This is a genomic window from Kribbella sp. NBC_01484, assembly GCF_036227145.1.
Taxonomy (GTDB): Bacteria; Actinomycetota; Actinomycetes; order Propionibacteriales; family Kribbellaceae; genus Kribbella.
Genome location: NZ_CP109437.1, coordinates 6,718,623 through 6,733,965, shown reverse-complemented (window position 1 = coordinate 6,733,965; position 15,343 = coordinate 6,718,623). Strand labels below are relative to the sequence as shown.

Below are 15,343 nucleotides of genomic sequence, written 5' to 3'. Positions count from 1 at the left end.
TCAGCTAGCGGGATCGACGTAGATGGCGTTGCGGTCGACGGTGAGGTAGGCGTCCATACCGATCGGCCGGCGGCGTTCCTCGGCGAGCTGACCCAGCAACCCGGCAGCCCTGGCCAGCAAGGCGAATCCGCGCAGCAGCTCGACCGGCAGCCCGAGATCGGCCAGCGCGGCGCCGCACACGCCGGCTCCGTTCAGCGGGAGCCTACGGCCGAGCACCTGCTCGTGTACCCGCCCGATGGCCTCGAAGAGTCGGAGGTGTGGACCGCGCAGGCCTTCCTCCTCGGCGATCCCGATCAGGACCGGGGTCCGCGGATCCTGCACCTTGTGCACCGGATGCCCGAGACCGGGGACATACTTGCCGGCCTCCCGCGTCGCGGTGACAACCTCCAGTGCGAGCTCGTCCCACCCCGCATCGTCAGTCGGCACGTCGCGCCCCTGGAGGGCCTCATCGAGATACATCCCAGAGTCCTCGGTCACCCCGAGGAAGCGGGAGCCACCGCCGAGCAGACCGGCGGCAAGGGCGCCTTGCAGCGAATCCGGGGCGGAGAGATAGGTGAGCCGGGCCGCGATGGCCGTCGGCGTGAATCCGTGATCGGCAAGGGCGACCAGCACCGCCTCGAATACGCGGGTCTCGGACGGTGTCGGCCGGCGTAGCGCGACCAGCCAGAACGCCAGCTCACCGAAGCCGACCTTGCCCATCAGGTCAGCCGTCAGGTCCTGCCCGAGCAGGCGGATCTCGTCGGCAGTCGACGTACCCAAAGAGGTCGGGAAGCTCATCCACGTCCTCGCTTCGCTCCGGGCGCGGATGAGGCACGGACCGCGCTGTGCTTGATGATGAACTCGCTTCGCTCGTTCATGTGAGCGGCTCCTTCAGCCAGCGGCGGAGTTCGGCGCCGTGTTCGTCCAGCTCCGGCGGTGGCAGCCGGTACGACGCCGCGTCGTCCGAGAACGTGATCGGGTTGCGCACGGTCGGGATCGATCCCACTGTGACCACCGGGTCGAGACCGATGTCCTCGGCGAAGGCCACGCCGCCGTCGACGGTGTTGATCGGGCCGCACGGCACACCGGCGGCGATGATGTCGCGGAACCACTCCATCCGGGTCCGGGTCTCCAGCCGCTCGACCAGCAGCGGCCGCAGCTCCTCGCGATTCGCGGTCCGCTTCTCGTTCCGGTCGAAGCGCGGGTCGTCCGCCAGCTCCGGCACGCCGAGGACCTCGACCAGCTTGCGGAACTGGCCGTTGTTCCCGGCCGTGATGATCAGCTCGCCATCGGAACAGGGCAACGGCTCGTACGGGAACAGGCTGGGATGGCTGTTCCCCATCCGCAGCGGTACGACGCCACCCGCGACGTACGCGCTCGACTGGTTGACCAGACCGGACAGCGCCGACGACAGCAGGTTGACCTCGACGTGCTGACCGCGTCCGGTCTCGTGCCGGGCGTTGAGCGCGGACAGCACACCGATCGTGGCGTGCAGGCCGGCCATCACGTCGAAGACCGAGATCCCGGCCCGGTACGGCTCGCCGTCCGGGGAGCCGGTCAGGCTCATCAGCCCGGAGATCGCCTGCACGATCAGGTCGTATCCGGGCAGCTCCGCACCCTTCGGGCCGGAACCGAAGCCGCTGATCGAGGCATAGATCAGCCCGGGGTTGCCGGCAGCAACGGTCTCGTAGTCCAGCCCGAACCGGGCCAGCCCGTTGGGCCGGAAGTTCTCGACCAGGACGTCCGCGCGCCGGGCCAGCTCCCGGGCCGTAGCCTGGTCGCCCGGGTCCTTCAGGTCGAGCGCGATCGACCGCTTGTTCCGGTTCACCGCGAGGTAGTACGTCGAGATGCCGTCGCGGACCGGTGGCTGCCAGGAACGGGTGTCGTCGCCGCCGGGCGCCTCGACCTTGACCACGTCGGCGCCCAGGTCGGCCAGCAGCATGGTCGCGTACGGACCGGCCAGGATCCGGGAGAAGTCGGCGACCAGCAGGCCGGCGAGCGGACCGTTCACGCACCAACCTCCCGCGGCTATTACGGACACTTGTCCGCACACTCTGATCGCCTCAGTCTCGATCGGCCTCCGAGCCTCTGTCAACCACCCGGAGCGAACCCTTGACAGTGCGCGCGGACGCTTCGATAGTGACCGTATCGCCCCGTTGACCGTCATACGGACGCGTGTCCGGGCACTCTTCTGGAGGGGAACATGACCACAGCCGAGACACCGGTGGCGGGCCGGCCGGTGCTGCTGCGCGGGGGGACCGTGCTGACCATGGACGACGACCACACGGTCGTCACCGATGGAGACGTGCTGATTGTCGACAATCAGATCGCCGCCGTCGGCCGGGCGCTCGACGGGCCCGAGGGCACTCAGGAGATCGACGCGACCAGCGGCATCGTGATGCCCGGCATGATCGACACCCATCGGCACATGTGGCAGACCGCGATGCGCGCGTACGGCGCCGACTGGACGCTGACGCAGTACTTCGTCTGGTACTACCTCGAGCACGGCAAGACGTTCCGGCCGGAGGACATCTACGCCGGCAACCTGACGTCGGCCTGGGAGTCGCTCGAGGCCGGGGTCACCACCACGGTCGACTGGTCCCACGGGCTGCAGAGCGTCGACCATGCCGAGGCGGCCGTCGACGCGTTGCGCGCCGTACCCGGGCGGTTCGTCCTTGCCTACGGCAACATTCAGGCCGGGCCGTGGGAGTGGACCGCCGATCCGGCCGTCAAGGCGTTCCTGACCCGGATGCGGGACGACTCCACCATCGGGCTCCAGCTCGCCTTCGACGTCACCGGTGATCCGGCGTTCCCGGAGCGGGCCGCCTTCGAGGTGGCGCGTGAGCTCGGGCTCGGCGTGACCACCCATGCCGGCGTGTGGGGTGCGACCAACGACGACGGCATCCGGTTGATGCACGAGAACGGCTTCATGACGCCGCAGAACATCTACGTGCACGCGGCGACGCTGGCCACCGACTCCTACCAGCGGATCGCGGCCACCGGCGGATCGGTCTCGGTCTCCACGGAGTCCGAGCAGAGCGCCGGCCAGGGCTACCCGCCCACCTGGCAGGTCCGCCGCTACGGCATCCCGGTGTCGCTGTCGATGGACACCAGCGTGTGGTGGAGCGGTGATCTGTTCAGCGCCATGCGGACGACACTCGGCGCCGATCGGGCCCGCGAGCACCTCGAGGCCCACATGAAGGGCGCCACGGTGACCCACAGCCACCTGCGGGCCGAGCACGTCGTCGACTGGGCCACCCGCGGCGGCGCGAAGGCGCTCGGCCGGGACGACCTCGGCAGTCTCGAACCCGGGAAGAAGGCGGACGTCGTACTGATCAAGAACGACTCGTCACCAGTTTCGTTCCCGCTGATCAATCCCTATGGTCACGTGGCTTTCCAGGCCCAGCGGGGTGACGTGCACACCGTGATCGTCGACGGCCGGGTGGTGAAGTTCGCCAACCAACTGGTTGGTTGCGACCTGGCCGCCGTACGCCGCGGTGTCGAGGCGACGGTCGACTACCTGCGCTCGTCGCTCGGCGAGGAAGCCTGGACGAGCGGGATGAACCCGGAGCTGCCGAAGGGCGAGGTGTTCGACAACCCGTACCAGTACACCGAGTACAAGTCCGACTCGACCCGCGAGGCCCGCGGCACCATCTTCGGCGAGCCGGGGTCGTAGGCTCGGTCGGACCAGTTCGCCCGACGACGTGGAGGCAAGGAACCGATGGCAGGACGTGGGGCGGGCCCAGACTTCGTCGAGTCTTTGGCTCGCGGGCTGGACGTGCTCGCCTGCTTCGACGCGGACCACCGCACCATGTCGTTGTCCGAGGTGGCGGCCGCGGCCGGCCTGGCCCGGCCGACCGCGCGCCGGCTGCTGCTGACGCTGGAGGAGCTCGGCTTCGTCCGCACGGTCGACGGCTCCTTCCAGCTCACGCCGAAGGTGCTGACCCTCGGCATGGCGTACGTCGGATCCCTCGGCCTGTGGGACATCGCGAAGCCGCATCTCGAAGCCCTCGTCGGCCGGACCGGCGAGTCGTCCTCGATGGCCCAGCTCGACGGCTCCGACATCGTCTACATCGCACGGGTGTCGGTGCCGAAGATCATCGCGCTCCGGGTCGACATCGGCACCCGCTTCCCGGCCGCCCAGACCTCACAGGGCAAGGTCCTGCTCGCGGCCCTCTCCCCCGACGACCTGGCCGGCGTCCTCGCGCAGCCGAGCCGGGCCGGACTCCCGCCGTACATCGGACGGACCGCGGCGCAGCTGTGCGACGAGCTCACCGAGATCCGCGCGCGCGGCTGGGCCCTGGCCGACGAGGAGCTGGCGCCCGGAGTCCGTTCGGTGGCGGCCCCGGTCCGGGACGGCACCGGCACAGTGCGCGCCGCGATGAATGTCACCGTCCACGCCGCGGAGACGTCCACCGAGAAGCTCCTCCACGACCACCTGCCGGTGCTTCTCCGTACGGCGGGAGACGTCAGCGCCGAGTGGGCGCTCTGGCGGTCCCGCCCGCACGTCGAGCTCGACCAGCCCGGTCGCGAAACCTCGGCCTGACCCGCTACGGCGTGATCCAGCCGGTCAGGATCGTCGTACCGGACTCGGTCGTGCAGACCAGCCGGTAGGGCGCGGTCGGCACCGGGCGCAGGGTGAAGAAACCCAGCTCGTCGATGTCGGCGGTCGCGAACTTGCCGCCGTCACCACGCGCGCTGACCGAACCGGCCTCCGGCGGGTCGAGTTGGCCGAGAACCCCGTCCGGGGTCAGCTCGATCTCGATCGTCCAGCCGTCCGAGGCGAACGTCAGCGACCGCAGCGTCGCACTCTCCGACCGGACCGCGGCCGGCGCCAGGGACTCCCAGGCCGAGTCGTAGGTGAGCGCGGCCAGTTCGGCGTCGATGGTGCGCCAGACGAAAGCGGCCTTACCGGCCTCGACGAACGTCCGCGGCACTTCGTCGGCAGTGGTCAATGCGTCCCGCAGGGCATCGAGCAACTCGTCGTCGTTCCAGTCGAGATTCATCACGCGCTCACCTCCTCGAGTTCTCGTCAGGTCCCCCGGCGACCAGCAGAGCCAGCGCGGGGGTACGGCGTAACCGGTCCAGGCACCGGGCCCGGTTCGGGCCGATGCTGCCGATCGGGACGTGCAGTTGCCGGCTGATCTCGTCGTACGCCGCCGGTGGGTCCTGCGTGAGCAGGGCCAGCAACGCCTGGCAGCGTTGCGACAGCTCGCGGAACGCAGCCCGGATCACCGCCCGGCGTTCGTGCCGAAGCACTTCCTCCTCCGCGATCGCCTCTTCGACGACGTCGGTCGACTCGGCCGGGTCAACGGGCTCGACCCGGCTCGTCGCGCGCAGCAGCCGGTAGCACTCGCGCTGGGTCGTAGTGGCGATCCAGCCCGGCAGGGCCGCGGGTTCCCGCAGTCCTGGCAGGTGCTCGATCAGCCGCAGCCAGACGCTCTGCCCCACGTCGTCGGAGTCCGCGGCTGCCAACCGGTAGCGGCGGCAGACGGACCAGACGAGTGGCGCGTAGCGCTCCACGAGTTCGTCCCAGGCATCCTTGTCGCCGTCCCTGGCCCGGGTGACCAGAGCGACGACAGTCGGGTCGTCCCGCATGTCATCCCCCTTTCCACGCCGGATCGCTTACCTTACGGAGCAGATCCGGCGCGTGTTGATACATGATGCTCAGGCCCCGAGCGCGACGAACGACCGCCCGGCGGCCACCGCCACCGGGTCGTCGGCAGCCGTGGTCCGGGCCGCGGCGAACGCAGCGGCGAGCGACTGACCGGCCTGCAGATTGTCGTGCAGCGCGGTCATCAACGGCACGGTCGCCGGATCGTTCACCGGTACGACGCTGGCCAGAATGCCGGCCGCTCCCAGGGGAATCAGACTGCTGCTCAGCCCGAGCAGCTCATCGGCACCGACAGGCTTCGCCAGCCCGGAGTCGCAACTGGACAACACCAGCCGGTACGGCGCTCGCCGCAACCGCTCGAAGTCGTACACGGTCAACGGCCCGTCATCCAGCCGCAGTGACGAGAACAGCGGGCTGTCCGACCGGAACGTGCCGTGTGCGGCGATGTGCGCGATCCATGCTCCGTCGAGCGCACGCAACACCTTCTCAGCGGTCGCATCGCCGTTCGCCAGCACTGTCGCGTCCGGATAGCACTCGGCCAGCCGCATCACCTCGGCCTTGCCCGCCGAGAGCCCAGGGCCGTGCACGAGCACCACGCGCCGATCGGACGGCGGCCGCAGCCGGCGCGCCCGCAACCAGGTCGCGGCCGAAGGGACCACGTTGACCGGACGATCGGCCAGCGACGGCAACAGTCCCCACGGCAGCGCCTGGAGCCGGCCCGGCGGCACCATCACCGCCGGCCGGTCACCGAGCAGCTCCTGCGCGGACCCGAGGATCGCATCGGCGAGCCGGGACCCGAGTAGGTCGAGCGAGGGACCACGCTGCGACCGGCCGTGCGCCAGCCAACGCAACCGGAACCGCGAACGCTCGACCTCGATCGCCGCTGTGGACACCGGCCCGACGGTGTGCCGGCTGACCTTGCCGTCCCGGACCACGACGGCATGCAGTACGCCGTCGACCTCGATCAACTCGACCAGCACCGTCTCGCCCAGTGCCCCGATCAGCTCGTCGAGATCGAAGCGCGCCGTGGACCCCCGCAACGGCTGGCCGTGCGCCCGGTGAGTCCGCTCGCGAACAGCCTTCTCGAGTCGTCGCCGCTCGCGGTCCAACGCGACTGTGCGTCCCTCGAGATCCAGCCGCCGTACGACGTCGCGCAAGGCGGCGAGGTCGCCGATCAAGTGCTCGTCATCCGGCGGTCGGACCGGCGGAACGGTGAGCGCCGTGGCTCGCCACCGTTCGCCCCAGACCAGCAGGCTTCTCGCATCGTCACGCCGCAATGCGTCGCGCAACGCCAACTCCGCCAACTCCGCACCATGACCGGTCGCCAGCGCGCGCAGCTCGGTGGCACCCATCGTCAGCCGATGCTCGTCCAGGGCGTCGAGGCCGCGCGCACAAGCGGTCAGCATGCCGCGGACATCAGCGCGAGCCTCGGAGCGCAACGCCTTGCCGAGCCAGGCAGCGCTGCGAGCGAGTGGCGGCGCGTCCTTGCTGCGGCGCGCGGCCAACTCCAGCTGATGATCCGCGATCCGCGCACGTCCCTCGGCCAGCGCGAGCCGACCGGCCAGCAGATGCGCGGCCGACGCCTCCGAGGCACCGAACGCATCGAGGCGGCGGGCCACTTCATTCACCCGACGCTGCAATCGCGGACCGGTCTCACCTGACTGGTAGCGAGCCTCGAGCTGAACCATCGAGGAGCGCACCGACCACCACTCGCGACCTTGCGCGGAGAACAGCCGCCGAGCCCGATCGGCTCGCTCCCGCGCGGCATCCAGGTCACCGGTCGCGAGCGCAGCGGTCGCCGCCGCGAACCACAGCTCGCCGCGCTTCGTCGCCGTACCGCCTTCGGCTTCCATCTGCACGATCGCCTGATCCATCTCGGCCAGCGCTTCGGTGCTGAGACCGGCCGCGAGCAGTACGCCGCACCGGTCGATGGCGAGATCGGGCCACGCCACGCCGACCGCCGCGAACCGCCGTCCGGCTTCGTCCAGATACCTCAGCGCCGCCGGCAGGTCGCCCCGCGCGAACGCGACCAGTCCCCGGTTCTGGCGGGCTTCGGCGTACTCGAACTCCTGGCCGGTGGCGGCGTACAGGTGCTCGGCGACCGCGAAGTCCGCGTCCGCCCGCTTGGTCCCGCCGAGGGCCAGCTGGATGAAGCCGCGGTAGTTCCGCGACCGTGCCTCCCAGACCTGATCGCCGGAGCGACGCAAACGCGTGATCGCCGACCGCAGATCGTCCAAGGCCTCGCGATGCCGGCCCAGCACGAGCAGTACGTCGGCCCGCCGCAACAACACGCGCCCGCTCAGCGCACCCCGGCTGAGGTCGACGGCCCGGTCGAGGTTGGTCAACGCCTCCCGGCTCCGGCCGGCCCGGCCCAGGGTCGCGCCGAGCGTGGCCAGCACGTCCGCCTCGCGATCGGGCCGACCGGATCGCTCGGCGAGCCGCAGCGCGATCCGGAGCTCGCGGATCGCCGTGGTGATGTCGCCGAGCTGCCGCGAACCGATGCCGGCGGCCTGGTGGGCCAGGGATGCGACTGCTGCCGACGGATCATCGGACAGCAGGGATCGCGCCGCCGCGATGGCATCGTGGGGGCGTGACAGTGCCAGCGGCAGCAGAGATTCCGGTGCAACCGCCGTCTCGACACTCCCCGCGGCCGTCGGCACTCTGAAATGATAACGGCCGGTTGCACCATTTCATCGATTCAGGGGGAAGGCAGGAAATGGCCCAGGATGGGAACGGCACCGGGGGAAGTCAAACGAACGAGCGAAAGTACGTCGCCCAGATCAGGTTGATTCTCGAAGCATTCGGCCGGGAGGTCGAGGTCCATCCGGCGGACTGGGAGAAACAACCGGACGGCGTCGACTATCTGTGCCGCGCCGGGACCGTCCTGGTGCGCGACGAAGACCTCACCCGGGTCGTCGAACTCTTCGGCGGCGGCACTCCGGCCGAGGGCGGCATCGGTGGCGTCACCCGGCTGCAACTGCCGGACAAGCCGCCACCGGACGCACCGGAGGACCCATCGATCACCTTGCGGTTCATCAAGTACGCCGATCTGCGCCTCGGCCGCGGCGTGGTCACGCCGGAGCACTTGTTCTACGTGTGTCCGAGCGTCAGTCCGTGTCCGGCCACCGAGCCCGAGGAGGTGCCGCCCGGCATTCCGCCGGACCCGGTGCTGCCGACGCCGTTCCTGTCCGCCGGCGCGGCGGACGGGCGTGGCGTGAAGGTCGTCGTCCTTGATGTCGGTTGGTCCGACGCGCCGGGGGCGTACTGGCTGAACGGGGTGACCGGCGACCCGGAGAACGCGTTCGACGGAGCCGGGCGGATCCGCCCGTACGCGGGTCACGGCACCTTCATCGCGGGTGTGATGCGGGCGATCGCGCGCAATGTCGAGATCGTGGTGAAGAGCTATTTCACCGCCGCGGGCGCGATGTGGGAGTTCGATCTGGCCCAGGCCCTCGACGAGGTGCTCGATCTGGCGCCGGACATCATCAGTTTGTCGGCCGGCACGCGGACGCGCTTCGATCTGCCGGCCCTTGGTCTGGACGTGTTCATCCAGACCCGGCTGAATCGCGTCAACGGCCTGGCCCTGGTCGCCGCGGCCGGCAACGAAGGCACCCGGGACTACTTCTGGCCGGCCGCGTTCCCCGAGGCCGTGGGCGTCGGAGCGCTGGCGGTCAACGGGCGGGATCGCGCGTCGTTCAGCAACTTCGGCGGCTGGGTCGACGTCTACGCCCCGGGCGTGGACCTGGTCAACGCGTACCTGACCGGCACGTACGAGTGCACCGAGCCGCCGAACGCGGGCCAGTTGCGCGACTTCACCGGGATGGCCCGCTGGAGCGGTACGTCGTTCGCGACACCGCTGGTCGCCGCACTGATCGCGGGACGGATGTCGGTGACGGGTGAGAACGCCAAGCAGGCCGCTGACGCGTTGCTGGCCTTCGCCATGACTCAGCCGGAGCCCGGCGTAGGCGGCGTACTGCGCGCCGGCGACGCACTGGCCTCACTCGGCTGACAGCTGGAAACTGCGCTGACGCGGTGCGGACAGCCGGCCTGACCACCGGATTTCCTCCCGCACCGCGTCAGCCCTCCCCCTGCAGCGCCCCCGGTTGTTCTCCCCCCTGGAACAACTCGAAGGCTTCCCCCCACATTTGTGCGGAGTCAGGGACGTGCGCTGCTGATACATCCCTTTCCGGAAATTTCCAGCCGTATCTCGAGCCGGTGCTCGCGACTCCGCTAGGTAAGAGCAACTTCTCGGGGGAGATCACAGTGGCCACCATGGATCTGACGTCCGCGCAGACCGCGGACACCGTTCGGCCTACGAAGCCGGCCAAGGCGCGACGGCGCGACAAACCCGCCACGTCCCCGATGACACCGACGCTGCGGCGAATGACCGGCATGGTGAACGCGCTCGAAGGACTGATCGCCTTCGTCTGGCTGGTCGCGTCGTACGGACTGGCCGAACGGCTGGTCGCCGCGCAGGAGGCGGCGCCGGTCGGCACGGTCGCGACGCGGTCGCTGCGCTGGTGGGGGCTGGACATCCCGCTCACGCTGAACATGAGCCTGCTCATCGTCGGCGCGGCGGCCGGTGCGGTCGGCAGCGTCGTCCAGCAGGGGCTGGCGTTCGCGCAGTACGCCCGCTACGACCGGCTCCGGAATGGGCAGGTCTGGTGGTACGTGCTGTTCCCGGTGTGGGCCGCGCTGCTGGGCGCGGTGGTGGTGGTCGCCGTCAACACCGGGCTGATCAGCATCGGCGACGAGACCCCGTCGACCGCGGGCGTTACGGTCCTGGTCACCATGGGGGCGTTGGCCGGTCTGTTCACCAACCAGGCCCTGCGACGGCTCCGGCCGATCCTCGGCGGGCCGACGAGTACCGAGCCGATCGACCCTCAGCCGCCGACGGGGGGCTGAGGGTTCTCGCAGAGGAACGGGGCCCGGTTGCCGCCGGAGTGGTAGTGGTATTGCTTGCCGGCCACCTCGAGGATGGTGCGAGTACCGGGGATCAGGGCCTGGGTGTAGAACATGCCGGGCTCCGGGCAGCCGAGGCTGCCGTCGCGCCAGGTCACCTCGTCCGAACTGACCACCGTCACCTGGCTCTGATCGACGCCGAGGTGGCCTGCCAGCGCGGCCTTCGCCTGCTCGACCGGATCCGCCGGCAGTGTCGGCGGATCCGTCGGTCGCGGCGTCGGCCCGGGCGTCTGCGCACTGCTGGGCGTCATCGACGGTCCCCCTCCTGCTTCCTGCGATTCGTTGCCGCACGCAACCAACAGGACAGTTGCGGCGGCAGCTGCCATCATCGCGCTCACTCTGTGCATCATGATCACCTCCCACAGTAGACGCCGTACCGAAGCTGTTCGTTGCATGCCTTGTTGTTCAGGTGGTGTTTGCCGGGTGTCAGTCCGCCGACGGCAGGATCACGCTCACATCACGCATCTAGGAGCAAGCCATGTCAGTTGCACGACGTTCCGTCCTACGGGGTGCCGCCGCTGGTGCCGCAGGGGTCGGTTTCGCCACTGTCGGCACCGTACCGTCCCTCGCCGACGCCGCCCCCTCGCCACACCACGGGCCGTTCCCGGAGCACCGCCCGTTCCCGCCGCTGCTGGACGACCCGAAGGGTGTCCTCGCGCTGCCCCCCGGGTTCAAGTACCGGATCGTCACCCAGGCCGGCCAGACCAAGCTGACGAGCGGCCAGCCGACGCCGGCCCTGCACGACGGCACCGCGGTCTTCGACGGCAGCCGGCACAACACCTACACGCTGATCCAGAACCACGAGATCGGCGCCAACGACCCGCTCGGCGTACCGCAGGTCGAGGGCACCGTCTACGACTCCGGCGTCGGCTCGGCCGGTGGCTGCACGGTCATCTCGGTGGACCGCGACGGCAACAACCTCGGCGAGTGGGTCGGTATCTCCGGCACCATCACCAACTGCGCCGGCGGACCGACGCCGTGGGGCACCTGGATGACGTGTGAGGAGACCGAGAACAAGGCCAACGGGACCACCCGGCTGAAGGACCACGGCTACGTCTTCGAGGTCTGGGCCGACGGCGAGACCGCGCACCCGGTGCCGCTGAAGGCCCTCGGCCGCTACGCCCACGAGGCGCTCGCGATCGACGCGGACCGCACCCACATCTACCTGTCCGAGGACGCCTCCGGCCCGAACGGCACCTTCTACCGCTGGTCCGCGCCGCGCGGCTACAAGCTCAGCTCGCGCAGCTGGAAGGACCTGCAGGACAAGGACTTCGGCACCCTCGAGGCGCTGGCCATCCTCGGCGACGACGGCAAGCCGATCCCGGACGTCGCGTACCTGACCTCGGCGCAGTTGCTCCGGCCGTTCCGGGTCGCGTGGGTGCCGGTGTCCGACCGCGACGGCGCCACGGTGTCGGTCCGCAAGCAGTTCACCGACGGCCAGGTCACCCGGGGCAAGAAGTTCGAGGGCGTCTACGGCACCAGCGAGGGCGTGTACGTCGTGAACTCGTACGCCGAGTCCGGCACCGCCGACCTGCCGGCCGACGCCGTACCGCACGACGGGATGGTCTGGTTCTACAACTACGACGCCAAGACCATCCAGCTGGTCACCTACTTCCCGGAGAACGCCGCCGCGAACTCGCTCGCGTCGAAGTACCAGGACCTCAACTTCGACGGCCCGGACAACGTCACCGTCACCCCGTGGGGTTCGCTGATCCTGGCCGAGGACGGCCAGGCCAGCAGCCACGTGCTCAGCGCGACGCCGGGTGGCCCGACGTACGCGATCGCCCGGAACATGCTGAACGACTCCGAGTTCACCGGCCCGACGTTCTCCGCCGACGGCAAGGTGCTCTTCGTCAACATCCAGACGCCCGGCATCACGCTCGCGATCACCGGGCCGTGGCGCGACTACCTCGGCTGAGTGCCGACAGCAAGGTGAGCGAACGGTCGTCGGGACCGACGCGCACCTCGTTCATCAGATAGGAGTAGGCGGTCTCCCGGCTCGGCCACGCGGCGTGCCGGGAGCCGCCCGCTCCGGCGTGGCCGAAAGTGTCGGCGGGGGCGCCGAGCCGGGCGTCCGGCGTCTGGAGCTCGAAGCCCGCGCCATAGGCGATCTCGCTCCCCCACGTCGGCTCGATCCCGCGCCGGATCTCCTGGCGCCCGAGCTCGATCGTCTCCGGTGTCAGGACGCGGACGCCGTCCACCTCGCCGAGGAGTGACGCGTAGAACCGCGCCATCCCACGAGCCGTCGCGAAACCACCGACCGCGGCCAGGCCGGCACTGCCGTACTCGAAGCTGTTCCAGATCTTCTCCGCACCCGGAACCCACAGCGGATTGGGCCGATTCAGCTCCGTCCACGGTCCGTCGACGAGGACACCGTCCGGCGCGACCATCGTGGCCGCCCGCCACTGGAGCTCCTCCGGCAGCCCGATCCACACCTCCAACCCGAGCGGTACGGCGAACTCCTCGGCGAAGAACCGGCTCACGGTCCGGCCGTCCACGCGTCGTACCAGCTCGTCGACCAGCCAGCCCCAGGTGATCGCGTGGTACATGAACGCGGCCCGCGGATCCGCCGCCGGCGCCTGCGCGGCCAGGTGCGCGCTCATCACGTCGTGGTCGAGGAGATCGGCGTACCCGGCCTCGACCCAGGGCAGGCGGGCCTGATGGGACAGCACCTCGGCGATCGTGATGGCATCCTTGCCCTCGGCAGCGAACGCCGGCCAGTAGCGGCTGAGCGGATCGTCGAGCGACACCTGACCGCGTTGCATCAGCAGTAGGACGCCTGCGGACGCGAGGCCCTTCGTCCCGGAGAACATCAGCTGGATCGTGTCGCGATCCCAGGCCCGGCCGGTCTCGCGGTCCGCCGTCCCACCCCACAGGTCGACCACCAATTGCCCGTGCTGGTACGCCGCGAAGGCCGCGCCCAGCTCGCCGCGGTCGGCGAAGTTCAGCTCGAACACCCCGGCCACATCCTCGAATCCTGCCGCTGTCCAGCCATTGATCATGCGGCTGATAGTACCGATCGTTCTTATCTAGCGCCAGCCGGAGATAACACCGATCGGTATTCTGGTCGGCAGGAGGTGGTGCGGCATGCCGGTCAAGGCCGGACAGCGACTGGATCCCGAGGCGACGAAGGCGCGGATCCTCAAGGCGGCGGCGGAGGTGTTCACCCGCCGCGGCATCCACGCGGCCGGGATCAACGAGATCGTCGAGGCGGCCGGTGCGTCGAAACTCACCGTCTACAAGAACTTCGGCTCCAAGGACGGTCTGGTCGAGGCAGTGCTGACCGACCGCACCCACAGGGTCCGCGCATGGCAGAACCACGCGGTCGAACAGGCCGGCACCGGCCGGGAGAAGATCCTGGCCGTCTTCGACCTGATGGCGAACTGGTACGCCGAAGCCGGGTTCCGCGGCTGCGCGATGATGAACGCGGCCACCGAGGACCGCGACCAGGACGGCCCGCCGCGGCGACTCGCCCAGGACCACCTCACCTTCTACCGCGACCTGTTCCGCCGACTGCTCACCGAGGCCGGTGCGCGCGATCCCGAGACCACGGCCCGGCAGCTGCTCATCGTGCTGGAAGGCGCAACCCTGATCAGTGCGGTCGATCGGGACCCAGGTCTCGGCGCGGAGGCCCGCGTCATCGTCGAGACACTGCTCGACGCGGCCTGAGGAACACCCCACACACGACCACACACGCCATCGCGAAGCCGGCCGCCACGAAGAACGCGGCCGCGAACCCGGCCTGCTCCGCCACGAACCCGCCGAGCGGACCCGCGGCCATCACGCCGAGATCCCAGAACGACGTCATCACGCCCATCGACACCCCGGGGCGCAGTCCCCGCACACGATCCAGAGTCATCGACACACACGCCGGATAGACCAGCGCCATGCCGCACCCGGCCAACACAATGAACACCACCGCACTCACCGGACCGCGAGCGACCGCAAGACCGACCAGGGCGATGATCTCCAGCGAGACGGTTGACAGGGCCACCGTGCGACCGCCGTACCGATCGACCAACGGACTGCCCGCGAGCCGCACCACCAGGAAGGCCGCCGCGAACACCGTGAGCGCGACATGGTCGACCGCGACGCCGTCGGCCCGCAGGCGCAGGACCAGCAACGCCGCGACCGTGCCGTAGCAGTACGCCGCCAGCCCGATGGTTGCTCCTGGCAACGATACACCGGCCGGCACCAGATCGCGGACCCGCCGGATCCGGACCAGTGGCTCGGCCCGACGAGGATCGGAGCGCGTCGTCGACACCAGGATCGCCGACAACACCGCGAGGCCGACGACGACCCACCAGACCCGGCGGTCCCCCACCAGCGACGCGAGCACCGGGCCAACTGCCAGCCCACCCCACATCGACAGTCCGAACCATCCCGCCAACCGCCCGCGCTCTGACATCGGGGTCCCGGCCAGCACCCACGGCAAAGCGCCCGAGAACAGCGCCGCCTCCCCCGCTCCCATCACCAGCCGAGCCGCCAGCAACGCCGCCAGATTCGGCGCCACCAGTTGCCCGAAGCCACCAACAGCCGCCAGCACTCCGCCACTCAGTACGACGGGACGCGACCGCCCCGCATCCGCCAGCCACCCCGCGAACGGCCGCGCACAAGCCGTCGCCAGGAACGCGATCCCCACCGCGGTCCCGCTCGCCAGCGCGCCCCCGCCGAACTTCTCCGGTACGTACGACGGCAACGCCTGCAACGTCGCCCCGAAGGCGAGGTACCCCGCCAGCACCGCCACCCACAACCGCCGTACCGGAACACCCATGGACGTGATGGTAC

The 15,343-nt window shown here is 69.8% G+C and carries 14 protein-coding genes; 6 read left to right on the top strand and 8 right to left on the bottom strand.

Features of this window, described 5'->3' with window-relative positions; genetic code table 11:
- Together OG555_RS32655 and OG555_RS32650 are read right to left on the bottom strand one after the other, a co-directional pair.
- Positions 1–777: a citryl-CoA lyase gene (locus OG555_RS32655; RefSeq protein ID WP_329476402.1), complete on the bottom strand. Its 777-nt coding sequence runs from the start codon at positions 775–777 to the stop codon at positions 1–3.
- Between the two features lie 76 nt (positions 778–853).
- On the bottom strand, positions 854–1,990 hold the full coding sequence (locus OG555_RS32650; RefSeq protein WP_329476401.1) for a CaiB/BaiF CoA transferase family protein: 1,137 nt from the start codon (positions 1,988–1,990) through the stop codon (positions 854–856).
- 192 nt (positions 1,991–2,182) lie between these two features.
- Between OG555_RS32650 and OG555_RS32645 the strand changes: the two genes are divergently transcribed.
- Positions 2,183–3,655 (top strand): amidohydrolase family protein, encoded by a 1,473-nt coding sequence (locus OG555_RS32645; RefSeq protein ID WP_329476400.1) that lies wholly within the window; start codon positions 2,183–2,185, stop codon positions 3,653–3,655.
- A 45-nt stretch (positions 3,656–3,700) separates the two neighbouring features.
- Complete coding sequence (locus OG555_RS32640) at positions 3,701–4,525, top strand: IclR family transcriptional regulator domain-containing protein (protein WP_329476399.1); 825 nt, start codon at positions 3,701–3,703, stop codon at positions 4,523–4,525.
- A 4-nt stretch (positions 4,526–4,529) separates the two neighbouring features.
- On the opposite strand, the gene OG555_RS32635 is transcribed toward OG555_RS32640, so the two are convergent.
- The 3 genes from OG555_RS32635 to OG555_RS32625 form a co-directional block, all read right to left on the bottom strand.
- Positions 4,530–4,985, bottom strand: coding sequence for a hypothetical protein (locus OG555_RS32635; RefSeq protein ID WP_329476398.1), 456 nt, complete (start codon positions 4,983–4,985; stop codon positions 4,530–4,532).
- A 7-nt stretch (positions 4,986–4,992) separates the two neighbouring features.
- Positions 4,993–5,577 carry an RNA polymerase sigma factor gene (locus tag OG555_RS32630; RefSeq protein WP_329476397.1) on the bottom strand — a complete coding sequence of 195 codons (585 nt, stop codon included), beginning with the start codon at positions 5,575–5,577 and terminating at the stop codon, positions 4,993–4,995.
- Between the two features lie 69 nt (positions 5,578–5,646).
- Positions 5,647–8,253 (bottom strand): CHAT domain-containing protein, encoded by a 2,607-nt coding sequence (locus tag OG555_RS32625; protein ID WP_329476396.1) that lies wholly within the window; start codon positions 8,251–8,253, stop codon positions 5,647–5,649.
- A 56-nt stretch (positions 8,254–8,309) separates the two neighbouring features.
- Between OG555_RS32625 and OG555_RS32620 the strand changes: the two genes are divergently transcribed.
- Both OG555_RS32620 and OG555_RS32615 read left to right on the top strand, forming a co-directional pair.
- Positions 8,310–9,602 (top strand): S8 family peptidase, encoded by a 1,293-nt coding sequence (locus OG555_RS32620; RefSeq protein WP_329476395.1) that lies wholly within the window; start codon positions 8,310–8,312, stop codon positions 9,600–9,602.
- Between the two features lie 263 nt (positions 9,603–9,865).
- The gene (locus tag OG555_RS32615) at positions 9,866–10,498 is read left to right on the top strand and encodes a hypothetical protein (protein WP_329476394.1); all 633 of its coding nucleotides are present in this window, start codon (positions 9,866–9,868) and stop codon (positions 10,496–10,498) included.
- On the opposite strand, the gene OG555_RS32610 is transcribed toward OG555_RS32615, so the two are convergent.
- The gene (locus OG555_RS32610; RefSeq protein WP_329476393.1) at positions 10,477–10,806 is read right to left on the bottom strand and encodes a hypothetical protein; all 330 of its coding nucleotides are present in this window, start codon (positions 10,804–10,806) and stop codon (positions 10,477–10,479) included. The genes OG555_RS32615 and OG555_RS32610 overlap by 22 nt on opposite strands.
- A gap of 227 nt (positions 10,807–11,033) precedes the next feature.
- Between OG555_RS32610 and OG555_RS32605 the strand changes: the two genes are divergently transcribed.
- Positions 11,034–12,473 carry an alkaline phosphatase PhoX gene (locus tag OG555_RS32605; protein ID WP_329476392.1) on the top strand — a complete coding sequence of 480 codons (1,440 nt, stop codon included), beginning with the start codon at positions 11,034–11,036 and terminating at the stop codon, positions 12,471–12,473.
- Here OG555_RS32605 and OG555_RS32600 read toward each other — a convergent pair.
- Positions 12,442–13,557 carry a serine hydrolase domain-containing protein gene (locus OG555_RS32600; RefSeq protein ID WP_329476391.1) on the bottom strand — a complete coding sequence of 372 codons (1,116 nt, stop codon included), beginning with the start codon at positions 13,555–13,557 and terminating at the stop codon, positions 12,442–12,444. The two genes, OG555_RS32605 and OG555_RS32600, sit on opposite strands and share 32 nt — an antisense overlap.
- Before the next feature lie 85 nt (positions 13,558–13,642).
- On the opposite strand from OG555_RS32600, the gene OG555_RS32595 reads away from it, so the two are divergent.
- Entirely contained in the window at positions 13,643–14,224 is a 582-nt protein-coding gene (locus OG555_RS32595) for a TetR/AcrR family transcriptional regulator (RefSeq protein ID WP_329476390.1), read from the top strand.
- On the opposite strand, the gene OG555_RS32590 is transcribed toward OG555_RS32595, so the two are convergent.
- Positions 14,193–15,329, bottom strand: coding sequence for an MFS transporter (locus OG555_RS32590; RefSeq protein WP_329476389.1), 1,137 nt, complete (start codon positions 15,327–15,329; stop codon positions 14,193–14,195). The genes OG555_RS32595 and OG555_RS32590 overlap by 32 nt on opposite strands.
- Between the last annotated feature and the right edge of the window lie 14 nt (positions 15,330–15,343).